The organism is Flavobacterium sp. GSB-24 (assembly GCF_027924665.1).
Classification (GTDB): Bacteria; Bacteroidota; Bacteroidia; order Flavobacteriales; family Flavobacteriaceae; genus Flavobacterium.
In genome coordinates, this window is the sequence record NZ_AP027043.1 from 2276424 (window position 1) to 2298742 (window position 22319).

A 22319-nucleotide genomic window follows, 5' to 3' on the forward strand; every position below is an offset into this window, starting at 1 on the left:
CGATAAATGCAAAAAGACTCTCCCGACCATAGGAAGGGAGTGTCTTTTTGCCGCCCGATATTCGGGTCAGCCTACTTTTAAGGGATGCGAGCGGAAATCTTTAAGATTGATAAAAAATCCCCTGTTTTCGGTCATGCCACAGCGAAACAAATTCCACAACAGCGAGCATCCCAACTGAGCGAGCGCGGCATTTATAAACAAGTCTTGTTTCTCAAGGCTTTCCGCTAGTGAACAGCTCGGGGTATTGTCTAGAGATTCGGACTGTTTTAATACATCTCCAAATTCTTCGGTAATAAATGGCAGGCTTGCCACAGTTTCATACTTTTTAGAATCGGGCTGTTTTATAGCTGTGATAGTGGACAGTATAACCTGCCCTGTGTGCTGGCTGTTGCCAAAGTCCATCCAGTATTTTGGCTTGTCCCTGTACAAGGTGCGATCATTCTGCATGTTCAAAATATCGGCTATATCAAAGCGGGACTTTACGCTGTCCACACATGAAATATAAATATTGGACTCTGCATTTTTTGGAAGTCTTCCAAGTGGGTCTTTTTCAAATTTATTGTTTTCCGCTTTCCAATTTGTTCCCATAAAACGGTTGGCACGGTTAATAAGAGTGACGGATTTGTATAAGCCTGTTTCACACTCGGCAAAACGCTGTCTTCCTAAATTGGCATCACTTACAATGTCATCGTCCCAAAGACGCACCGATAGTCCTGCGTGCCCGAGTTCAATAAGGCTGTGGTTCATTTCCATCAGGGCGGTAAGCACCTTTGAGCCTGTACCCCCTGCGCCAATTAGGTTTATACTAACAGGGTTGCTGGGGCTAAGGAGATAATTATCGGTAAAATGTATTTTTGCTTTCTCGGTATTCATGACAATAGATTTTGAAGTGTTTTATTGTTTTTTTTCAAGACGTCAACAGGAAAAGTCCTGCCTGTTGCAATAAGGTCTTTCCAAAGGCTGACGCAGTTACCCTTTACGGGGCTGTTTTCTCCCATTAAGTGGCTGAAATAACTGTTGAAAAAATATTCCTGCCAAGCGTTAGTAAATTCCTCAATGGAAGCAGAGCTTTTAATTCTCATGGTAACCGTGCCCATACAAACCCTGCCATCTTGGTAGATATTAAAAAAAGGGGAGTGGTGCAAAGGTGTTTTCTCTGTTGGTCTTCTGTTGTCTAAAAGGGCAAATACCCTTAGGCTGTTTTTTGTTGCTTGCCATAGCATTGGCGGTACGTGCGCCACACCGCATGGAATATCCAAACCGCTCACGAAATAAAGCTGTTTTTTTTGCGCTTTGGTGTACCATAGTACTGCGCCTTTATTGATGCTTGCATTGATATGCAGTATATGTGCGGGAAGAATCCCGCTCGATTTTAGAAAAGCTTTAGCGCTGTCTTTTTCGCTCTGCAATGCCTTGGCGAGCGCTTTTGCTTCACGCTCTGTAAGAGGGTGGGCATTAATTGGACTGCCGTTTTTATCCATATCAAAATGCTCTACATAGATATCTCTATCGACTGAATCAGCCTGATAGAAAACCAGTGCGGATTTTGGACGGTACAATGTGCCAAAACTTGCTGTTATATTCTTTGTTGTCTTCATAGTGATGAGGTTTCATAGTTGTACAATATTCGGCACAGATCATCCAACAGCGTAAATAATCGGCTCTCAAAATCAAGGCTCTCAGTATTTACGGCTGTGCCGTCAAAACATTTGATGACAGTGGGTTCATCCATTTGGGTATACTCGTTAAATTCGTTGTTGATGCTTTGGGCAATATTCTCATAAAGCCAGCCTTTAGTGTCCGATATGAAGGAAATGTATTTTTCCATGCTTATGTATTCGTTTTCTTCTTGGTCACTTTCAGGATTCTCAGCCGTTGGTGCATTTCGAAAAATATTCTCATTTGGATACTGTGTATATAAAGCAAAGGCGTTGCAGGCAGTCTGATAGCAGTCTTCATCAAAAGCATTTCTTCTTTTAAAAGATTTTAAACGCTTTTCAAAAACGGCTAAATTGATTCGGTTAAAGATCTTCTTCTCGATATAATCTCCCATGAGCTGGGCTTTATCAAATTCAAGGATATTTTTATGGCTGTCGTCCTCTTCATCGTCCTGTTCTGCCCATTCCTTGTGCATTTCATACATCCAATATAAGTAGCTGTTCTCTTGCCTGTAATAGGGAATATCCGCAATATGATAGAGATAAGAGCAGACGGAAATAAGCAGTTGTACATTTTTTTTAACCTTGGGGTCATGCGCCATTTGATAAAGCGGTTGGATGGGGATATAATACAGGGTTGTGCCTGTATTGTATTTTTCCTCGCTGATAAAGTAGATTTTCTTACCCTCTTGCAGTAAACGGATTTCGGGGCAGTTTAAAACACTTTCTTTTAGCTTTTTTTCTATATCCGAAATAGCTAAAGCCAAATTGTAGGGATATTCAAAATCTGTTGTACACATCGGTGCTATATTATAATGCCTGGCAAGCTCAGAAAGGGACTTATAAAAATCCTTCTCTGTTTTTTCAAATCTCTTACGAGCCTGCACCGTTTTGGTTTCTTTGAGTTTAGGCAGGAACGAAGTCCTTAGAAAACCATCGGAAGCATATGAGAAGGGACTGATTTTTGCTTGTCCTTTTGTATTTCGCCCGCATCTTTTGGTCTTTGCATCCAAATCATAAACTCGCTGAGCTGTGCGTGCAACTCTTTTTGTCTTTTTTGCTGTGGCGGGACGATTGTCCCCGCTATGATTGTCTTTTGCATAATTCATTGCTTTGAAATTTAATTAACCTTTCGTTCCCATTACGCTTTCAAATCGGTATTCGACAGCATCATCTTTAATGGCAGGTGCTGAGATTTTGGAGGTGGTCAGTATCGGGTATGTGCCTGCATAAAAGTTGAGCACCGTTTCTGCGCTCCATCGTGGTTCGGGGTCAGTGAGCCTGATTTCCTGCCCCTTGTCTTTGAGTATAAATACTCTCTCTAACTGCGTTGCTAATAACATAATTTCTGATATTTAGATTATTTTTTTATTCTTCCTCGTCTTCCTGCTCGTCTTCTTGTTCCATTTCATGAGCAGGGTAAAGGGCATTAATTTGCTCTGTACTTTTCGGTTGGGGTTTTTCTTCCATTGCCCCGAAGAGGCATGGAGTGGCAAACCTGTCCGATAGGGACGTTTTTCTCCTTCTTATCTCCTCAGCCTTTTGGGGGAACTCTGCTATTTCGGGCACTTTGATCCATGCCTCACGGAATTTGCCTTCTTTTTCGAGTTCATCCGCCTTTGCCATTGCGTCTTTGAATTTTTTGTCTTTGGCTTCATTCTGTTTTTTCTGCGAGTCTGCTTTCTCCTTCTCAATGGCGGATTGTTTTTTAGTTTCTTCGATTTGTTTCATAAAAGATTCCATATCCACCATTAAACCCGAAGCGGACTCTATAGGGGTGGTTATGGTCTGAAAAAAACCGTTGTCAAGCTCCTCTGCTGTTCCCCTAAGATTAAGGGGGGGAATGATGTTTTTTGCATTATCCCTGCAGGCGTCATTTTGAATCAAAACCGAAACAATAAGATTGTTTTGTGCTCCTTTTGCAATCGTTAGATGTAAATCGCCTATAATCTGCAACTGCGCTATCTGATTGAAAAAATTTGTGTCCATTTCTCTAAGAATTTAATTGTCCAATTGATTATTACTTTACCGCTTAAGGTTGTAAAGGCGACTGTCTTTGCAGGCAGTCGCCTATGGTTTTAGTTAAGATTTAGGATTTCGCTACCGACGGTTGCAAAAGAGGTGCAGAGTTCAAAAGCCTTTTGGGTCTTTAGCTGTGCCGTACCGCCCATTACAATGGATTGAAGTTTGGCCTGATCATCTTTATATTTGCGCACATTCTGATAGTAGCCCGTCACGGCATTGTATGCCCCGAAAAGTGTGCCTTTTGTAGTTTCCATCTGTTGGGAATCGCTGACCATAGCATATGAAAATGCATCTTCTACAGTATTTTTAAACAAAGTAGAAACTTCATCCTCAGCCCCTTTTTGTAGTAAATCCATTGTTTCTTTGTTGGGACATAAAGCCAACTGAATAAGATTCTTTACTTCCTTATCAGTAACCTTTACCTTAGCCCAATGGTTGAATATGTCCTCTAGCTGAGTGCTCAGCGTATTTGCCAGTCCCATAACCTTGTGCGCATCATCCAAACGCTGTTTAGCACCTGAGGTATGTCTGATGCGCACCACGTTGCTCATCGAGCGGAGCGAAGCGTTAAGGGTATTTTGGCAAACTATGCGAATAGGGGTAAAGGCTGCGGTAATGCTTCCGCTTCCATCATGTGAAGTGGTCAGGAAAATGTACTTTTCAGTTACATCATCGCCATTTCCAACCCTGATATAATCAGGAAGTTTGGCGGTAATAAAGATGCGCTCTCCATTGCCCAATGCCCCTGCAGTTTCATACAAGATACCATCTGACCCTCCGACAATAGCATCAAAAAAACTGAACGCCTCACGGTTTTGTACGATATGGTAGTCTTTTCCCACAACACCGAGCACGGTATTATTATCTGTGCGGACAGTAGCGAAATAGTCGGGAACTTTAAGTTCCGTATTTCCTGTTTCAATGCTGTCAGAAGTTTGTATAATTCCCGAGCCTTTTGTAAATAAGGGGCTTTTAGCTACTTCATAATCCAGCCCAGCGTATTTTATAGCCTCTGCGCTTGTTGGGTATTCCTGCACAATCTGCCCCAGAGAGTGCCACGCTTTTTCTTTTACGGTGAAAAATGAATAATGTCCTGTATTGCTGTTGTAATTGATATTATGTGCCATGATAAATGATTTAATTGTTTATAATTGAATGTATACTGCGTCTTAAAATGGGAGGTCGTCCGCAGGCGGTTGTAGGGCAGGGGTTTTGTTTTCTGCCTGCGGAGCAGTGTCTGCTGTACCTGATTTTTTAACGCTCCCGTGCAGTTTGATCTGCGATGTGTTGAAATTCAGTCCTGCTCGGGGTTCTCCGTTATTTCCTGTCCATGCTCGGGCGCTTACCCTGCCAGTAAGTTCCACAAGGGTTCCTTTAGTAAGTATACCCGCTACTTTTGGGCTTATCCAGTAAGCACACTCAAAGAAGGTTGTCTGTTCCACACGCTCGCCTTCTTTGTTTCTGTAGCGATCGCTCGTTGCTACTGAAAAATTTACTACCTGTTTACTGTTTGACAAGGTGCGTACTACTGCATCTTTTGTCACTCTTCCAATGATGTTCATGATTTCTGCTTTTTTACGTTATTTAAATTCTCTTTTTTGATTTTCATTTGATTTATTCGGCAATGAGAGCTGGTGCTGAAGTTTTGTTTCACTTTCTGGCTGTTTCCAATGCTGTATTTTTTCATTTCTGACATTTTTTTTATTCGTCTAAAGAGCCGCAGTATGCTTTGTTTCGTTTCACGAGCATAAAAGGTTAGTGTCTAGCAGCAGCAAGGTTCTGACAGAAAATACGACCCGTATGGGTGGAGATTTTCTGGCATACCCGAAGGGCATGACCTTGATGCTGGGTTAAGGGCACGATCATACCTTTGCTCTTGAAATGGGATAAACAGCATACCGGCCCTTTGAGTAAAACAGGTGTGGAAGCTTGTGAAAAAGGCATCGGAAAAACGGCTGGTGTGATTGAAAGCCCTGCATTTACGAGCAGCAGAATTTGGAAATAAGGTTTGCGGTTTTAAAATATTGCAGCTGGTAATGCGATGAAAAGAACAATTGTAATTTTATGTTGTAATAGCTCTGGAACTGTCTCTATTTAATTTCTTAAAACAGGTACTTTTACGTGCTCCCTTTATTTTTTAAAAAGCTAATTTGCTGTTTAAAAACACTATTTACGGAAAACCGTATAAATAATTAAAGCCGATTTGATATGTTTGGTAAGAAAATTATTTTGGTTTACAGTCTTCTTCTATTTCAAGGATATTAGCCATTGTATAAAAAAGTATCAAAATGGAATTTGGAATAAACAACTTTAAGGACTTCGCAGAAACTGTCTCTTATTGTGTAACAGCGATTTCTTTAGTGGGATTATGGTGGGCATACAGTTCTTCAAAGAAACAAATTCATTTTACCACTATGGAAAAGTGTGTTTCCAATTTTAAGAAAATTACAAAACGCAGTGGAGTGCCGATTGATAAATCCGCTGAATATATAGAATTTGTCAGTGAAGAACTTTTTTATTTTGAGAATGGCTATCTGCCTCTGGCGGTCAGTATTGAATGGATTGACGGAATGATTGATTACTTGCCGTTCTACGATAAAGGCAAAGTGTTTATTGCCAGTAATCGATTAGATTCATTAAAAAGCCAGGACCAGGCAACTAGGCTTCTTCGGGATTATCCAAGAATTAGAAAAGCAATTCAAATGCGTGAGGCAATTGATTTCGAAATTGTGCATATCTCGATAGAAAATGAAATTGACCGTGATAAAAGAAGGCAGGAGCGTGACAAAATTATTTACGCTGTAATAATGAACTTAAAAATCAGCTGGCTGAGAAAAATTCGCCTTAAGCAAAAAATTGCCAATCGTTAGTGTTTATTCGGCCCATAGAATCAGGCTTAATGAAGGAGATCATTATTAAGGGATATACTAAGCTTAAAACAAATGAAATCGAATTTTATAAGAGATCTGCGAAATTTTTTTAAGTGTAAGGAAGAAGCGATATTTTTAATTTAAAGAGTAAGCATTAATTAAAATTTGTAAAACAAACAATTTATTGCAATTGAAAAATGCCGAACAGACAAATTTTGACTTCATTAAAATTCTAAATGAAGAAAAAACGTATAAACTGCTGTTTCCTGACAGGGAGATCGGCCTTGCCATAGTACTGATTTACGAGAAAATTATTGAGGGTCTTTTTGATGATGATAAATTTACGGAAAAAGATCTTCATGATGCTTTTGAAAGGATATACAAGACAAAAGAACGTTATCCAAAAGAGGTCTATTCCAGTCATATAATGGACCTGCAGGAGTATTTTTTAGATTACAGCCAGGAATCCCAAAAGTATTTTTTTAAAGATTATGCCTATAAATTCTGTAGACATGCAAAAGAAACCCTTAAAGGAGCTTTTAATCCAACGCGGATCCAGAAAATCTGCAGCCATCTTTCCAAAACACTGGAAGAAAGCAGCGATGAAAGAGAGTTGCTGTTCTGGCTCACAGAAATTTTTAAAAAGTTCGAGCCTGACCTTAGGGAACAGATTGATTTCTTAGACAGACAGATAACAGAGTCTATTGAAGTACTTAAGAGGGAAACTGATTTCAGCAACCAAAAATTCATAGATATCCTTATAGCTACGGACCTGAGTATGAACAATGCGCAGAACCACGTAAAAGAACTGCGCTCGGCCTATTCTGAAACAAAAACGATAAGAGGTCTGCTGGAGAATAAGCAAAATGCAGACAATGAGGTAAATGAGCTGATTTCCGAAGTGTATTCATTTGTGAAATACATCAATGAAAGGCTGAATTCAATTGATAGGAAATTAGACAGGATCCAGCCCAAAATAAGGCAGTTATTTTCAACATTGAGCAAACCGCTGCTGAGTTCAAAAATTGAGAAGTTCATTCATCTGCTATTATATAAAAGCACTGTAGAATCCAACAACAGAAATAAACCCGTTGTGTTTCCCGGCAATTTAACTGTTCCTAAAATTCATATCGATACACCAAACTTTACCATAATTGACAAAGACCGCGAATTATTTCCATCCAAGCCAAAGGAAAGAAAAAAATATATTGAGAACCAGAAGGAAATAGGGGAAAACGTTAAGAAAGCCCATGATAAAATAAAGGAAATAGATACTATCAGGAACTGGGAAAAATACATTTTGTCAGAAATAGAATTAAAAGGAAGCATCAGGTTATCAGAAGTCTTTTTTAAAATTATTCAAGAAAATAAAAGCGGCCAGATTGCTGTGAGCGTAACATTTAATATCATTAAATATGTTTACGGCAATAAAGAAAAATTTAAGCTGCAGATTGATAAAGAACTGGAAATCCATCCTGAATTTAAAAATATAACGCTATGGAAAATGAAAGTAATAAAATTAGCCTGAGCAGTTTTCTCTACAGTGACAACGCAGAGGAGCTGTTTGCATCAATTGATTATTTACTGAAGGATGGGATGCACTTTCAAAAGCAGGGGAAACAAATAAACCAGTTCAATTTTATCTCACAGAACCAGGAAAGTCTAAAAATGTATTATAATACTTTTTTTAAGGTTGACCTGGTTGAAGCAGGCCAGGATAGTGCAATTTATTATTACCTGGATTTTATCAACAATAATAGAGGAAACATTTCTGAGAAGCACAGGCATATGCTCAAAAGCGAGTATGTAATTATTGGGTTTCTGATTTATAAAATTGTTTTTATTGACAGAGAAATTGATCTGGAATCTGTTCAAAAATTAAAAGAAAAGATCCGTATTGAATCTGAAGACTATAAAAAGGGAATTTATGCTTTAATAGCCAAATCTAAAAACACAACTCCCGGGAATTACAATGATGACCTTATAGATAAGACCATCGGGTCTGCTCTTGAAGAATTTAAGAAAATTGGATGGATAACCCTGGAAAAAGATGAGTTTCATATACTACCGGCTTTTCAACGATTGCTAAAAGTATATGAGGACTATATAATAAACATAGATGAAACCCTAAACGAACTGAAATGAAAAAATATCCTATAATTAAAAGGCTGTCCGCTTTAGGGATAGTTCACCATCAGGGATTTGACTATGATTTCAATTCGTTCAGGACTGATTTTGTCGGTGAGGGCGGAGCCGGAAAGAGTATGATTTCTGATATGCTGCAATTGATCTGTGTAGGTGCTGCCGCATTTCATTCCCCAACAAAAAGCACCGGTCCAAGACAGCCCAGTACAATGGTTTTAAGAACTGATGGCAAGGGGACCGATATGGGCTATGCTTTTATAAATGTCGAAGTTGAGAAGAATAAATTTATTGGGATCGGCATTTATTTGGAAAGCTCCGGCATGTCTAATATGTTTATTATCCAGAAAGGCAGTAATTTTGAAGACGACACTACACTAGAGGCTTTCGATAAAACTTTGGGATATGCCGATTTTCTTAAAGATGACCAGATACTGCCTATGGAGAATTTGAAAGAACATCTCATAGATACCTTGGAGCTGACCTGCGAGTCGTGGTACAAGACTTCTAGTTATCATAAAATTCTTTTTAAAAATGAAATACTGCCAATTGATTTGTCAATCAGCAGTAAAACTCTGGAGAATTATGCCAAAATTATCCAGGCATTTTCCAGAGAATCTCTGGATATGAACAAAAGCATAAAATTGCAGAACTTTTTATTTGGAGAGGAAAAAGAAAAAGAATTGCTCAGAAAATTCAATGATACCGTGATAGCATTAAACGGAGATTCCAAAGAGTTTGAAAAAAACCTAAATGAAATTGAACTGCTCACAGATAAGCAGAAAGCGCTGAGTGAACTGCTGAAACTGAAAAATGAAAAGGATAAAAAACAGCAGATTTTTCTCCTGGCATCTTTTAATTTTTATTCAAAAGAAATTGCCGATGCAGAAAAACAGATCACTGAGAAGATCAATCTTTATGAAGAGAGTTCAGAAAGACTTATTGAATTAAAAAATATTGTCGAGCAGAAAATAATCAGCACAAAAGAAAAAATAGACCGTATAGAACCAAACTGGGTGGCTGCATTTAAAGAAAAAAACAAGTGCGAGGAAAGTGCCGGTAAAGTAAAAGTATTGAGCGACTGGCTAAAAGATTTTAATTGCTCCAAAGAAGATCTGCAGGCACGCTACAGCAAATACCATCAAAACAAGCATCAGATAAACCAGGTAAAGGAACTGACCGAAAAACTGAAAGCTAAAAACATTTTAAACTTTTTTATCGCTGAAAGACTTGCCGGTAAAAATATACTGGTGCAGATCAATTCAAAAAGCGATCTTTATAGAAAAGAGCTTGAAATCAAAAACAAATTAAAGGCTTTAAATAATATTGAAGATGAAAAATCTTTAGCACATTGGACTTTAAATCAGACTGCGACACTAGATTTATTTCAAGAAAGCATAGTTCATAAATACCAAAATGAGGATATTCGGGTCCAAGAACCAGATAATCCTGCTTTGCGGTTTATCCCCAAACCAGATCTATTACTGGAGAATCTACAAATCGCAAAAAAAGACAGCAAAGGTTTTTGGATTAGTTTAGAGGGGCTTATGGAGTATATACCAATTGTAGAATCGCCCATTTTTGATAAGCAGGATAAAGAAGGGATCAAGGAATATTTCCAGAAACAAACCTCTACAATAAAAGAAGATATTAAAGTTTTAGAGGGAAAACTATCAAGTATTGAACTTCTTAGAGAAGTTTTGGAAGAACTCGAAAATCCCGATGATTACCTGCTGGCATTTAATTCAGACCTGGGGCTTGAATATCAGCTTGAAGACCACCAGATGTACAATTTGGAAAAGGCAGTTTTTGATGATTATTTGGATGAATTTTCCAGAGAGAAACAAATTAATGAAGAGCTTGCAAATGCAGAAACAAATTATAGTAAACTAGAGCAGGAGAAAAGAAAATGGGGTAATCTGAATCATAACCTGGAGCAGGAACTTAAAACTTTTAAGATGCCGGTCATAATTGAGAATATTGACTTTTACAAAGATAAATATAATTTCAAGTCCACTTTTAATGCAGGTCTTGAATATTTAAAGCAATCGATAGAAAAGGCGCCTGACTATTTTTTTAAACTCAAGCAAGAATGCAGCACTCAATTCATCAATAACAATCAGTCTGATTCCTTAAAGGAGATAGATCTGAGAATTTCAGATTATGGGCATAAAAAAAATGAGATTTATATCCAAAATCCTGACCTGTTTGCAAATGAAACAGCTTTGGATGCTTCCGATGATATTGCCGTTGAAGAATTAGAAAAAAAATACACCGCTTCTAATATTGAATATATTTCCAGGTATAAAACCGTGGTTTATACTTTCATTAAAGACAAACAGCACCTTTATGAAGGGACGGATGACTTTAGTTCTTTATGCATAGAAATTCTGCCTCAGGAAATATTTGACCAAAGGGATCTGCTGGAAGAAGATATAGTGGAGAATATATCTAATTACCTGCGAAATATAAATATTAAAAATAGAAAGCTAAACAGCCGAAAGCTCCAAAAATTAAGTGAAATCATAGATGATGTTTCCAATGAGGTAAGCAGCCAATTGATGGATATAAGAATTATAAGCAACTTTTTGAATTCAGAAGAAAAAAAAATAAGCGGCGGTCATAAAGTCAGTCTGGATGTATTATTTGATGATGTCCTTAAAAAAGAGTGGATGAATAATTTCACCGAGCAAATCAATAAAGATATCCAGTACGGTATTGATGAGTCCTTATTTGAAACCCTTAAAACATTTTCTGCAGAATTTGAAAATTTCCCGGCATTAGAAGACAAATTAAGAGAAGCATTTTATCGAACCGGCGGTTCAAGGACAGTTAAACTTGAAATTAAGGATTTATTGAATCCGAAATCCTATTATGGATTGAAATTTTCAATTAAATCAGCTCAAGGCAACAAGACCGACGGCAGTACCAGCCAGACGTATTCAGCAATAGCACTTTTATGCATGGCAAAATTATCATTGCTGGACAAAGGGACAAAATCTAAAAATCAAGAAGGGATCCGATATATGGCAATTGATGAGGCAGAAGGACTTGGAAGTAATTTTGATATGCTTTACCAGATCGCAATAGCAAATCATTACCAGATTTTATCATTATCGATAAACCCCAATAAAATTGATGCGGAGAATCAAAACATATATCTGCTGCATAATAGTTTAGAAGATGAAAATGTAAATTATACCCCGGTTCCAATTTTTGGACTTTCAAATAGCTGATTATGAAAAAGATGGAATGGAAATACCTAAAGGGACTGTATCAGCTTTACACTTTAAAACAAACAAAATTAAAAATTATAAATAGTGATTTCATCAATCAGGTAATTTTAAAACAGAAGAAACTGATAAAATATAAAGTCGGCAACCACAATATTATCGAAGCATCACCAAGATTTAAGGAGTATTTTGAGCAGGAATTTTTAGAAACCTATCAATATTACAATAATTTCTTTGAAAGATCAGGTATTGAAAACGATGCGAAAAAATCTTTTGACGAACAGGATTTAAAGGCACTCATGTTTGTTTTTTATAATAAGGAAGAAATAAAAAAGAATGTGACGACAGAGAAAAAGTTATCTGCTTTAATTTATAAAAATCAAAATTCTAAATATCTATCAAATAAACTCAGTGTAAGGAATGCTGTTCTGAAAATATTGGAATTGTCTGAATTTCCGGAAAAGGACCCTAAAAATAATCAGTGGCGGTTTGTTGTTGACTGCTATGAACCAAAAATCATTGTTCTTTGCGAAAATATTGACTGTCTTAAGGTTCCTCTGGAATATAAAAACCGCAATATTGAACTATGGTATGTCGGGGGTAATAATACTAAACCGCTGGAAGATATTTCCCAGGACAAATTAAAGCTTCCAATATATTATTTTTGCGATTGGGATTATAACGGATTACTGATATATTCAACTGTTAAAAAGATATTCAGGTCCAAAGGTGCTGAGGTTAAAATTATACAGCCCCTTTCACTTGAGGCTGCAATTGATGTTAATGTAAAACATCATAAAAGCAAATGGAAGGGTAATGATTTTTCAAATTTAAACAGAAATGATTTTTCATCGCAACAGATTGAATTAATTACTGAATTAATTGCCCAGGACAAATGGATTGAAGAAGAATCTTTAGATTTAATCCATATATTGACTGATAATAATTATTTATAAAGCTGAACATGAGCCTGCCATATGACCAAAATCTGCCAGTGAACAAATTGGCATCGGTATTTGCCAATACTTCTGCCACCTATAAATTTTACTGGTTCCTGGCTATTCTGGAACTGGTAGAACAAGATCATACCTATATTCCTAAGCGCATGCTTTTTGCGAGAATGATCAGCAGCTCCTGGTATACGGTAAATTACTTTCATGTTTCTTTTGGAAAACAGGATCTTATCCAGGAATCTGTTATGGCAATTTTAAGAATAGAAGGTCTCAGGGTAAATGAAAATAAAAATGTAATCAATACCGTTTTAGAAAACACCCCCAGCCTTGAAACAATAAAAATATTAAATCATTTTGATAAAAATGTACCCCACTGGTTTATCTCGTCCTGGTTTCCGGGAAATCGCAATAACATTTATTCCCTTTCTCAGGATTTTGAGCACGGATGCATCTACCGTTTAGAAAAAGATGCTATAGAGATAAATCCCCTCTGGATTTCTTATCTGAAATCAAATTCAAAAATACTTAGAGACTTCTGTTATTGGAATTTGTCACTTTTTCTTCAAAAAAGAAACCCTAATGTTCCGGATATTTCAAATAAAATAAGCAGGGCTTTATCCAGAAACTCTTTAATGAAGCAAACCAATGAGTATTGGAAGCTGGTCTTTGCTGAATTGGGAGCAGTAGAATGTATTTTTACAAATAAAAGACTGGTTTTTCAGGAGAAGAAATTTGCTTTAGACCATTTCATTCCTCATGCGTTTGTTTCTCATGATTTAATTTGGAACTTAATCCCAATTGATAAAATTTTTAATTCTTCCAAAGGTGATAAGCTTCCCTTGATCGAAAAACATTTTGATGATTTTTTTAATCTCCAAAAGCTAGCCTATGAAATAGTGAAAAGCCACAACGCAAAGAATAAATATTTGGAAGATTATCTTACCATTTTTCCTGATTTGCAACAGGATACAGGGCTTGATTATCTGCGGTACAAACAGGCTGTTCAGCCTCTTGTTACCATTGCCGGTAATAACGGGTTTTTATATATGAAGGATTAGAAACCGTCAACACCACTTTGGTCATATGATACTATTTGTAAAACTGGTGTGCAAAAAGGCAGCGGGGGCAGACCTTTTAGGGACAAATGATGCCAACAATTACAAGTGTCTAATCAATTTTAAAGCGGTCTACTATATTTGTCGCTAAATGTACTTGCACAGTGAAAATGTACAAATCTGTCTATCTCGACGCTAGTTGAAAAAGACTTAACAATATATATTCATTTATAGTGTGATGACTAAGTTTATGGATGATGAAAAGTGAAAAGTTAGCAACGTTATTCAATCATATTTTAAAATTAGATGAAAGGCTTTGCCTGTTAGAAAATCTATGCTGTGTAATTGGTCGGGATAATAAAATGCAGTTCTTTCCTTCTAAAGAAAAATGTAAATCCAGATATAATAAAATTGATTTAGCCCAGCTCTTCTATGTTTTAATGGATGAGAGAATTTTATTTTTTGATGCGATAGATGAAAAAAACAATAGAAGTAAGTTCCAGTTCTTCATTGAAAATAATTTTACATATGCCGGTGATGGCAATGGACAGTCGAAAATCAAGTCGATCAGCAGACAGTTTTCCGAATGTAAGGGTTACACATACAGAGAGAAGCAGATTGTATTTCTGCAAGATCTTATAATAAGATTACAGGAGAGGAAAAGAAGGATTGAGAGCCGGTGAGACCTGGTAAAAATAGGTTAGTTTAAAATTTAAATTTTTAGTGATGACAAAAAAAGAAAGAAAGCTCTCTTTTGTTATGAGAGTAGAACAATTAATAGAGGCTGTACTTTTAAGACTGCAAGCAATTGATTCAAAAATCAGCCAGGGGAAAGTTTTGAGGCCTGAATATTACAGAAATGAGGATCTAAAAAAGATGTTTGGACTGTCCAATAATACCATTATAAAGTATAGGCAGACCGGAATTTTGCCCTACACTAAGTTGGGAGATATTTTTTTGTATGACAGTGGAAAGATCGATAAAATACTCAGAAGCAACGAATCATAATTCCGCATTTAATTAGTTACCCAGATTTTTAAAAAAGAGTTCAAAGTAGAGCGGGTAACTAAAAAGGGTTCCTTTTTACAATTAGGATTCGATACAATTCTAAATAAAAAAGCCTTTAAACACTAGTGTTTAAAGGCTTTTGATTTGTAAAGTTTCTTTAGAAACTTCTACTGGCGGAGGAAGAGGGATTCGAACCCCCGGACCTGTTACAGTCAACAGTTTTCAAGACTGCCGCATTCGACCGCTCTGCCATTCCTCCAATAAGACGCAATCATTTGCTCATTGCGGGTGCAAAGATAAAATGTTTTTTCAATTCTAGAAATTTTTTTGATAGTTTTATAAAGGAAATAATTTTTATTTGCTACTGTCATTTTAATTGAGCTGTTAACTCCTTGTGATACAGAGGTTGTGAGTTTAATGATTTGCTCGTACAATAAAGGCTATAATTTACTTATGTATTTATGGATTTTTATTATTCTTTGTGAATCTTTTTACGTGATTAGTTCAATTGTGTCCGCAGTGCGGACACAATTGTAAAGATTTGTAAAGTTGATAATTAACTTTGAAAAGTGTTATCGCAGTATTACTGTTAAAAATCATAAAACTTCTGAGCACAAAACTATTTAGAGTTAGTATTTAGACGTTTTAATCTCCAAAATAAGTTCTTTTATATTGATCTCGTTTAAAATTGGAGTTTACAATTAGATAAGCTAACGATCATGTGGAGGAGGTAGTTGTTTCAATCTATACGATGTAGAGAAAAGTTTAATTAAGTTCGAAAAAAGAGACAAGTTCTGTCAATCCAGTAAGCAATACTGTTAAAGGTGAGAAAAGATTTTGATGCTCGACAGCATATCAATATCATAAATTTATTAGGAAATCTGATTTCAAAAGGCTTTACTGAAATAATTCAAATGTTGGATCAGGATTATGAATTCCATGTGAATACGTTCGAGACGCTGTCTGAATAGCTAAATGAGATGCAGCAATATATAGCTGCCTTGATAGCAACCGTAGATCTTTCCGAAACGATAGCAATCAAATAGTTAATTTAGTTCTAGTCTAAAGTTTAGTGGCCAATTTTATAAATTTTTCATTTTGATTTATTTGTGAAGGCCGTTATAAAAACTTGTGGAATAGGTTTTTCAAGTCATAATGATATAGTTCTTTGTAGTATATTTACGTCATTGATAACGCACACTTTTTCTTTTTTTAGGGTTTTGGTGGCGAATTAATTTATGGAACTAGGGTAGTTTGTGTTAGTGAATACAAGTGCGTTTACTATTATTTTTAATTTAATTAATTACGAAATGTCATTCAAAGGTGTTATAAAAAGAGCTGATCTTAACTTAAGAGGAGAATATCCTCAAATGAGCACATCGATTTATCAAATATCAGATAGTAACTTTGTAATCTACTGCCAAAATGTGGGAGATAATTTTCAAGATATCGTCGAAAATTTTAATCACAGTATCAGACCAATTTCTGTGCCAGTAACAGTTGTCAAAGAAGCGCCTCTCGAGTTTCAGGAGATTATTGATCCAATTGAAGACAGTGCGATCTCAAAAGGATTTGAAGGAATGTATTTAAGTGCTGTGATGCTTTTTAACCTACTACTGTCTAAGTTTCCAAGCGTTAGATTTTATAAAATTGAAACAGTTCAGACGGGTGTAAAAATTTTTACAGCAAGGCATGTCTTAAATGATGGACAGTCTACGACGCACAAATTTTTAAGCATCGGGGAACGTTCAAAAGTGGAAAATTTCTTAAAAGGAATGAATCTTCCATTTGATTTCGAAGTGGTTGACCAGCACATGGAAGAGGAAATTGATGATTTTCCGCAATATGAATTTGATGCCATTCAGTTCCTGCATTCGTCGAGACTGCGCAAAAATAATGGTTTTGAATTCTCAAAACGGGACGAGTCTTTATGGTTTGACAACGTAGATAAAATATTTGAAGGTTCTTTTAAGAAAAATGATCTTTATTTTTATAATGAAAAGAATTACTCCTGTTATGTAGATTTTAGCATTTTTACAAATATTGATTTGCGAAATCATTTGCTGCTATTTCAGGTAGTATATTTAACGCCTCCTTTTGAAACGAAAATTGAAAAATGGCTGAAAGAAGCTAATATATTGAAAAAGGAATTTCTAGATCTAATCAAAAAGGGAAGGATAAAGCTTGTTTTGACCCAGATGGAATCGCGATACGATCTGTCGTTTTTGATGGAGGCTTATGAGGCTTGTCCGGACGCAGTCATAACAAGAAGAGCACTTGCAGCTTTACAGCAAACAGACATAGTTTCAATTTCAGACAATTATATTTTTAATGATCCTGATGTTTTGAATCAAATTGGACAAGTGTGCGCTTTACTTGGACAAGAGACGGGAGTTGATTCTAGATTTTTGATGGAGATGCTGACCTGGCCTATAAAGGCTCGCAGGCAATCTTTTGAAGCATTGCACCAAAAAGGAACTTTTGGGACGTCTATTTTCGGGATTAATAATCTGCTTGAAAGAAAGATAAGTGAACAGTCTGGAAAAGATCGTTCATTTGAATTTACTATGTTTTCTTCTTCAATCCATTTGTCTAATGCGTTAGAAGCTACATATTTTCCATTTGGGTCGCCTGAGGATTATTCCGATCAGTTTTATGCTTGCCTTATGGGTGATTTTCTCAATTTCTATAAATGCGCTACTGGGGGCTATTTAAATTCGTATGCTGAAAATGACATAAAAGCCCAGAATGGAGTAATACAAATCAATCCAATAGATATTATCAGGGTAAATGATTTTATTTCAGTTACAGAACTTGAAAAAGAAATTGATCGTTTTCCTACCTTTTCAGGAGGAAAACTGCTTATGGAAACACTTGCTTTACTTACAGAAGATGAGCGAACGGAAAAAGTTGCGCATTACAACAATGAAATCGTAAAAAAATTAAATAAGGGAAAAATAAATCCTAACACCATCGATCTTGTGACAAGCGTAGCTCTTGATGGTCTTGGAATGGTAACTGGAAATCCATTAATAGGAACTGCTTTTTCAACGTTGAAATTTGGAGGCAATACAGTTAGGCAAAGCGCGGTATTTGAAAAGTTTAATAATAAAATACAATCGGCAATGCAAGATGCGGATCGTATGAATATTCGTTATTTAGATAAAATTAGCAGAGTGGCAAGGATAAAAGCGCGATAATTATTATTGATGTAAAATGCAAGCGATTTTAATTTTACAGCTTTTTAATTTTGCTATGTAAGAGGAACTTGCTGTTTAGCTTTAAAATTTATAAAGCTAATTAGACGTTTAGATGGGAGATTATAGAAAAATGTAAAACTAAGTATAGTCAATTATGTATGTTTGATTGAATTGATTTATTAATTAGCGAGTATCCCCTACCTGTCATCTATTTAAAATTTTATCATGATATGGATTCAATTTCTGAAAACAGATTTTATTTTAACTGCAATGCTAAAAAATGATTTCCTAGGTACTTTATAACTCTTTGTGTGTGTTTTTTGAAGCCTCCTTTTTACGATTTTAGAAATCACCAGTCCTTTTTAAAATAATATTTTTTTTGTTAATTTTTTTTAATTACATTTCCAAAAAAATGAAGTTATGCCTCCGATTTAGGACTTTGACTTAATTTCAAAATTTAAATCATCACCAATTTAATGAGTAGAAAATTTCAGGATCAAACTGCGGCAGATAAAAAAGAGATCGGATTTCATTATCAGCACTATTATGCACTTCTTCAATTATTAAAATTAGATCCCAATGAATCATTGAGCGTTGAAGAAAAAGATGATATTGTCATAACGAGCAGTAACGAATTAAAACTGCTACAGCTAAAACATACGCTTCAAACCAAAACTGATGGTTCTGCCAAAAATTTGTCTTCAAAAGATTATTCGCTTTGGCATACGATTGACAACTGGATGAAACTGATATGCGACCCAGAGGATGGAAGGGAGGATGATTTATCCCAAACGGCTTTTATCGCTAGCACATATTTTGGATTGGTTACCAACAAATCTAAAAGTGACGAAAACGTGTTTTTAACCAACCTTGATGCACTGAGAGAAGGAACTATAGATATTGGGCAGTTCAAAGAAAATTTGCGAATATTAATTCAGCCTAAAAAAATTTCAAAAAAGAAAAAAGGCGATGATGAATCCCCCGCGGAACCTGTTTTAAACAAATCTGTAAGTGATTTTCTAGAGTTTAAACATTTAGAGCAATTCCTCGGTAGAATTAATGTTACCCTAAATGAAGACGATCTGATCGGTCAGATTCAAGAATATCTAAAAATAAATTTGGCTGTCGATAATTATGAAGATGCCTACTTTGAAATTGAGGGAAGATTGAGAACGATTAATTACCTGACAATTAAGGATAATGAAAAGGTTGTATACAGCAAGGAAGATTTTTCAAAGAAAATTCTGCAGCCTGTTTTGGATAAGGTTCGAAATTCGAAATTTTATAAAACCACTCATGAACGGGTGTTAAATCCAAAATTGGAAGATAAAATATTTGCTAAGCAGCTTCTTGATCTAAATGTGAATTTGGAGGATGTTATTGAATATAACCATTATATGCAAATATGTCTGGCAAACTTAAAAAAATGGGAAGAGCGGGATAATATAATTTTGCCTGAGGAACGGGAGCTTTACTTTCAGCAAGCGGTTAAGAGATGGAAACATCGACATCAGATTAGACATAGACAGGTAAATAGTGAAGAGAATAATTCGCTTGACTGTTATGATGACTGTATGCTGGAAGTGCTTAAATTAAGTTCCGTCGAAATGGAACAGGATATTTCAAATGGAACATTTATCTATTTAAGCGATGAGTTAAGAATAGGATGGCTAAAAGAGTGGAAAGACAAATATGGCAACAAATAAATTTTTATATAATAATGAAGGAGTTGCCTTGGTGGCAATCTTGAGTGTAATGTCAAAAATGAAAACTCTTGAATACTCGAAAGTTTTTCTGATACTTCCATTTCTGTTAAACGATAATCTAGTGTCATTCCTGAAGAATAAGAATGCAAAGGTAATCGGAATTCAGGATTTAGTTTCACGCAGGATTGGAAGTTTTTTAAATTTCAATGGTTCATTCAAGAATTTTTATGCATTGACTTTCAATGCTGTCTGTATTGCAGAGGAGTTAAAATTTATAAAAATGGAATCGAATTCAATCATCTATCTCGAAAACAGCTTTGATCTGCAATCCGACTCTTTGGGATCTAGGGCTAAGAATATAGTGGCAGCTTCGGAAAAATTGCAGGTCATTTTAGAGATTGAAGCGATTGAATTATACTCATCATTAAAGATAGAATTATGAATTTTTACATAAAGCAGATCAAATTGTGGTTTAATAACGGCAGCACAAGAGAGTTGGATTTCCTGCCTAATAAAATCAATGTTATTACAGGGGACAGCACGACAGGAAAATCGTCCATAATACGGATAATCGATTATTGCTTTTTAGCAAGTTCAACTGATATATCCCCTAAATTCATAGGTGAAAATGTAAAATGGTATGGAGTTAATTTTGTCATTAACGGCAAAGAATTTACTATTGCAAGGGGGGCGATAACAAGTTCAACGACATTTAATGAGTATTATTTTTCAGATATCGGCATAATACCGGAAATGCCTGTAGCCAACATGACGAACGGGGGGCTGAAGAAGGTTTTGAGCAAGGAATTTGGCATAGATGCTGAAACTAATTTTACAGGTTCAGGTAGCATAAAAGCCAATACCAAGATTTCTTTTAGGTATTTTCTCTGGCTGTTTTGCATACAGAGACAGGAAACCCTTCCAAGCGGGCACTATCTATTTGACAAGCATGAAGAAAGCAGGTATAAGGATGCACTTTCTGTTATGAAGCTCTTAGACTGGGTTATAGGAGCCCAGACTCCAAAAAATATTTTGCTCAATAGTGAAATCAAAAAAATTGAGATTGAACTTGCAAAACTGGAAAAAAGACAATCGATAGAGATTGCCAATAAACTGAAATTTAAGGAAATTCTGGGCGGCTTGTATACGAAAACCAAAGAGCTAAATTTGATTAATCATAATATTTACGACGATGCTGAGGTGGTTGCAAAATTGAAAAGTCTGATTCACAATGGTATTGAAGACATCGATCCAACACCATCGGAACTCACTCAATTAAAAAATAAAAAAACGGAGATTCTGCTTAAAATTAGAAACCTCAGCGGATATGAAAAGCAGAATAAAAAGTATCAGGATTATCTGAAATCGGATATTGACAGTCTGTTGCCTATTAGGTACATAAAAGATAATTTTAATGATCTTCTGACTACTAAAACGGTAGTAAATCTAATTGATAATTTAGACGGCGAATTCAGCAGCCTGCAGTCACTGACAAAAAAAATGACAGTTAAAGATTCAATGACTTTGGATGTCAGTGGGGAAATCAAAAAATTTAAATCCGATTTAGCAGAAGTTAATTCCAAAATTCAGGAACATCCCGAAGCTCAAAGTATTCGAGCGACAGAGAAGCAAAAGTATATCCATCTTGGCTATGTCAAAAGTAAATTAGAAGATTACGAAAATGATTCCAAGACTGAAGATTATAATAGCAGGAAAAAAGAACTGGAAGAAAAAATAATTGAAAAATCAAAGGAATTAGATGAAGATCCAGAATTAAAGAGGGTTGTTCTGAATTTTTTAGGAGAAAGTATAGATGAGGCATTAAAAGAACTTCAAATCGAAAACTATTCTGAATATAAAGCCTTTTATAATGAGTCCGCTAATAGATTGGATTTAATTAATTCAAAGACAAATGAAGTGATCAAATGGCAACAATTGGGCAGTGCCTCTATCTATTTGTATCTGCATCTTGCATTTTTCGGAGGAACGCATAACTATATCAATAGGGATAAGGAAAATATCTATGTCCCGACATTCCTTATGTTGGACCAGGTAAGTACGCCATATTATGATCAGACCAGAAAAGATAAAAAGATAGAAAAAGCGGATAAGGTTGATATTAAGGATTTATCAGAAACGGATAGGGAGAAATTAAACAAGGCACTCAAATACATGGATAATTTTATCAACGGCTTCAAGAAAAAAAAGAAGCAATTTCAGATCATTTTACTGGAGCACATTCCAGAAAATGTATGGGCTGAAGAGAAGCTGGAAAATTTCCATCTTGTTGATAGGGAATTTAAGAATGGAAATAAACTTGTAAATCCTGATAATATTGGTTAATACATTTGTCCAACCTACATGGCTAAAAGTTGTTATTCGGAATATTATAATTTACTATCAATATTGAGTCCTTCTAGTGTATCTTTTGTTATGTTATAATTCATCCAGATTTGTATCTAACTTTTA

At 35.7% G+C, this 22319-nt stretch carries 19 protein-coding genes and 1 tRNA gene; 12 read left to right on the forward strand and 8 right to left on the reverse strand.

Going from position 1 to position 22319, the window contains the following annotated elements; translation table 11 throughout:
* Positions 1 to 66 precede the first annotated feature (66 nt).
* The 7 genes from QMG60_RS09965 to ssb all read right to left on the reverse strand — a co-directional run bounded on the left by QMG60_RS09965 (position 67) and on the right by ssb (position 5245).
* A complete protein-coding gene (locus QMG60_RS09965; RefSeq protein ID WP_281867713.1) occupies positions 67 to 873 on the reverse strand; it encodes a PRTRC system ThiF family protein in 807 nt (268 codons plus the stop codon).
* Positions 870 to 1598, reverse strand: coding sequence for a PRTRC system protein B (locus QMG60_RS09970; protein ID WP_281867714.1), 729 nt, complete (start codon positions 1596 to 1598; stop codon positions 870 to 872). The genes QMG60_RS09965 and QMG60_RS09970 overlap by 4 nt, the downstream gene beginning before the upstream one ends.
* On the reverse strand, positions 1595 to 2767 hold the full coding sequence (locus tag QMG60_RS09975; protein WP_281867715.1) for a hypothetical protein: 1173 nt from the start codon (positions 2765 to 2767) through the stop codon (positions 1595 to 1597). Before QMG60_RS09975 ends, QMG60_RS09970 begins: the two co-directional genes overlap by 4 nt.
* A 15-nt stretch (positions 2768 to 2782) precedes the next feature.
* Positions 2783 to 3001 carry a PRTRC system protein C gene (locus tag QMG60_RS09980; RefSeq protein WP_281867716.1) on the reverse strand — a complete coding sequence of 73 codons (219 nt, stop codon included), beginning with the start codon at positions 2999 to 3001 and terminating at the stop codon, positions 2783 to 2785.
* A 25-nt stretch (positions 3002 to 3026) separates the two neighbouring features.
* Positions 3027 to 3647, reverse strand: coding sequence for a PRTRC system protein E (locus tag QMG60_RS09985; protein WP_281867717.1), 621 nt, complete (start codon positions 3645 to 3647; stop codon positions 3027 to 3029).
* A gap of 89 nt (positions 3648 to 3736) precedes the next feature.
* Positions 3737 to 4810 (reverse strand): DUF932 domain-containing protein, encoded by a 1074-nt coding sequence (locus QMG60_RS09990; RefSeq protein WP_281867718.1) that lies wholly within the window; start codon positions 4808 to 4810, stop codon positions 3737 to 3739.
* Between the two features lie 42 nt (positions 4811 to 4852).
* Positions 4853 to 5245, reverse strand: a complete 393-nt coding sequence (ssb, locus tag QMG60_RS09995) for a single-stranded DNA-binding protein (RefSeq protein WP_281867719.1) — start codon at positions 5243 to 5245, stop codon at positions 4853 to 4855.
* 726 nt (positions 5246 to 5971) lie between these two features.
* Between ssb and QMG60_RS10000 the strand changes: the two genes are divergently transcribed.
* From QMG60_RS10000 to QMG60_RS10035, 8 genes are all read left to right on the forward strand, one after another.
* Positions 5972 to 6553 (forward strand): hypothetical protein, encoded by a 582-nt coding sequence (locus QMG60_RS10000; RefSeq protein WP_281867720.1) that lies wholly within the window; start codon positions 5972 to 5974, stop codon positions 6551 to 6553.
* A 190-nt stretch (positions 6554 to 6743) separates the two neighbouring features.
* Entirely contained in the window at positions 6744 to 8081 is a 1338-nt protein-coding gene (locus tag QMG60_RS10005; protein ID WP_281867721.1) for a hypothetical protein, read from the forward strand.
* The gene (locus QMG60_RS10010; protein WP_281867722.1) at positions 8051 to 8698 is read left to right on the forward strand and encodes a hypothetical protein; all 648 of its coding nucleotides are present in this window, start codon (positions 8051 to 8053) and stop codon (positions 8696 to 8698) included. The genes QMG60_RS10005 and QMG60_RS10010 overlap by 31 nt, the downstream gene beginning before the upstream one ends.
* Complete coding sequence (locus tag QMG60_RS10015) at positions 8695 to 11931, forward strand: DNA repair protein Rad50 (RefSeq protein WP_281867723.1); 3237 nt, start codon at positions 8695 to 8697, stop codon at positions 11929 to 11931. The genes QMG60_RS10010 and QMG60_RS10015 overlap by 4 nt, the downstream gene beginning before the upstream one ends.
* A gap of 2 nt (positions 11932 to 11933) precedes the next feature.
* Positions 11934 to 12884 (forward strand): hypothetical protein, encoded by a 951-nt coding sequence (locus QMG60_RS10020; RefSeq protein WP_281867724.1) that lies wholly within the window; start codon positions 11934 to 11936, stop codon positions 12882 to 12884.
* A gap of 38 nt (positions 12885 to 12922) precedes the next feature.
* Positions 12923 to 13939, forward strand: a complete 1017-nt coding sequence (locus QMG60_RS10025) for an HNH endonuclease domain-containing protein (protein WP_281867725.1) — start codon at positions 12923 to 12925, stop codon at positions 13937 to 13939.
* 254 nt (positions 13940 to 14193) lie between these two features.
* Positions 14194 to 14619 carry a hypothetical protein gene (locus tag QMG60_RS10030; RefSeq protein ID WP_281867726.1) on the forward strand — a complete coding sequence of 142 codons (426 nt, stop codon included), beginning with the start codon at positions 14194 to 14196 and terminating at the stop codon, positions 14617 to 14619.
* Between the two features lie 43 nt (positions 14620 to 14662).
* Positions 14663 to 14944, forward strand: coding sequence for a DNA-binding protein (locus tag QMG60_RS10035; protein WP_281867727.1), 282 nt, complete (start codon positions 14663 to 14665; stop codon positions 14942 to 14944).
* Positions 14945 to 15115: 171 nt separating this feature from the next.
* Here QMG60_RS10035 and QMG60_RS10040 read toward each other — a convergent pair.
* Positions 15116 to 15203 (reverse strand) — tRNA-Ser (locus QMG60_RS10040).
* 1051 nt (positions 15204 to 16254) lie between these two features.
* On the opposite strand from QMG60_RS10040, the gene QMG60_RS10050 reads away from it, so the two are divergent.
* The 4 genes from QMG60_RS10050 to QMG60_RS10065 all read left to right on the forward strand — a co-directional run bounded on the left by QMG60_RS10050 (position 16255) and on the right by QMG60_RS10065 (position 22193).
* On the forward strand, positions 16255 to 18144 hold the full coding sequence (locus QMG60_RS10050) for a hypothetical protein (RefSeq protein WP_281867728.1): 1890 nt from the start codon (positions 16255 to 16257) through the stop codon (positions 18142 to 18144).
* Between the two features lie 476 nt (positions 18145 to 18620).
* Positions 18621 to 19850, forward strand: coding sequence for a dsDNA nuclease domain-containing protein (locus QMG60_RS10055; RefSeq protein ID WP_281867729.1), 1230 nt, complete (start codon positions 18621 to 18623; stop codon positions 19848 to 19850).
* Positions 19837 to 20292, forward strand: coding sequence for a three component ABC system middle component (locus QMG60_RS10060; protein ID WP_281867730.1), 456 nt, complete (start codon positions 19837 to 19839; stop codon positions 20290 to 20292). Before QMG60_RS10055 ends, QMG60_RS10060 begins: the two co-directional genes overlap by 14 nt.
* Positions 20289 to 22193: a DUF3732 domain-containing protein gene (locus tag QMG60_RS10065; RefSeq protein WP_281867731.1), complete on the forward strand. Its 1905-nt coding sequence runs from the start codon at positions 20289 to 20291 to the stop codon at positions 22191 to 22193. The genes QMG60_RS10060 and QMG60_RS10065 overlap by 4 nt, the downstream gene beginning before the upstream one ends.
* The last annotated feature ends 126 nt before the right edge of the window (positions 22194 to 22319 follow it).

Bases quoted from the DNA above. Each gene is read 5' to 3' on its own strand.
- QMG60_RS09965 (WP_281867713.1), bottom strand. From the start codon at position 873: ATGAATACCGAGAAAGCAAAAATACATTTTACCGATAATTATCTCCTT.
- QMG60_RS09970 (WP_281867714.1), bottom strand. From the start codon at position 1,598: ATGAAGACAACAAAGAATATAACAGCAAGTTTTGGCACATTGTACCGT.
- QMG60_RS09975 (WP_281867715.1), bottom strand. From the start codon at position 2,767: ATGAATTATGCAAAAGACAATCATAGCGGGGACAATCGTCCCGCCACA.
- QMG60_RS09980 (WP_281867716.1), bottom strand. From the start codon at position 3,001: ATGTTATTAGCAACGCAGTTAGAGAGAGTATTTATACTCAAAGACAAG.
- QMG60_RS09985 (WP_281867717.1), bottom strand. From the start codon at position 3,647: ATGGACACAAATTTTTTCAATCAGATAGCGCAGTTGCAGATTATAGGC.
- QMG60_RS09990 (WP_281867718.1), bottom strand. From the start codon at position 4,810: ATGGCACATAATATCAATTACAACAGCAATACAGGACATTATTCATTT.
- ssb (WP_281867719.1), bottom strand. From the start codon at position 5,245: ATGAACATCATTGGAAGAGTGACAAAAGATGCAGTAGTACGCACCTTG.
- QMG60_RS10000 (WP_281867720.1), top strand. From the start codon at position 5,972: ATGGAATTTGGAATAAACAACTTTAAGGACTTCGCAGAAACTGTCTCT.
- QMG60_RS10010 (WP_281867722.1), top strand. From the start codon at position 8,051: ATGGAAAATGAAAGTAATAAAATTAGCCTGAGCAGTTTTCTCTACAGT.
- QMG60_RS10015 (WP_281867723.1), top strand. From the start codon at position 8,695: ATGAAAAAATATCCTATAATTAAAAGGCTGTCCGCTTTAGGGATAGTT.
- QMG60_RS10020 (WP_281867724.1), top strand. From the start codon at position 11,934: ATGAAAAAGATGGAATGGAAATACCTAAAGGGACTGTATCAGCTTTAC.
- QMG60_RS10030 (WP_281867726.1), top strand. From the start codon at position 14,194: ATGAAAAGTGAAAAGTTAGCAACGTTATTCAATCATATTTTAAAATTA.
- QMG60_RS10035 (WP_281867727.1), top strand. From the start codon at position 14,663: ATGACAAAAAAAGAAAGAAAGCTCTCTTTTGTTATGAGAGTAGAACAA.
- QMG60_RS10050 (WP_281867728.1), top strand. From the start codon at position 16,255: ATGTCATTCAAAGGTGTTATAAAAAGAGCTGATCTTAACTTAAGAGGA.
- QMG60_RS10055 (WP_281867729.1), top strand. From the start codon at position 18,621: ATGAGTAGAAAATTTCAGGATCAAACTGCGGCAGATAAAAAAGAGATC.
- QMG60_RS10060 (WP_281867730.1), top strand. From the start codon at position 19,837: ATGGCAACAAATAAATTTTTATATAATAATGAAGGAGTTGCCTTGGTG.
- QMG60_RS10065 (WP_281867731.1), top strand. From the start codon at position 20,289: ATGAATTTTTACATAAAGCAGATCAAATTGTGGTTTAATAACGGCAGC.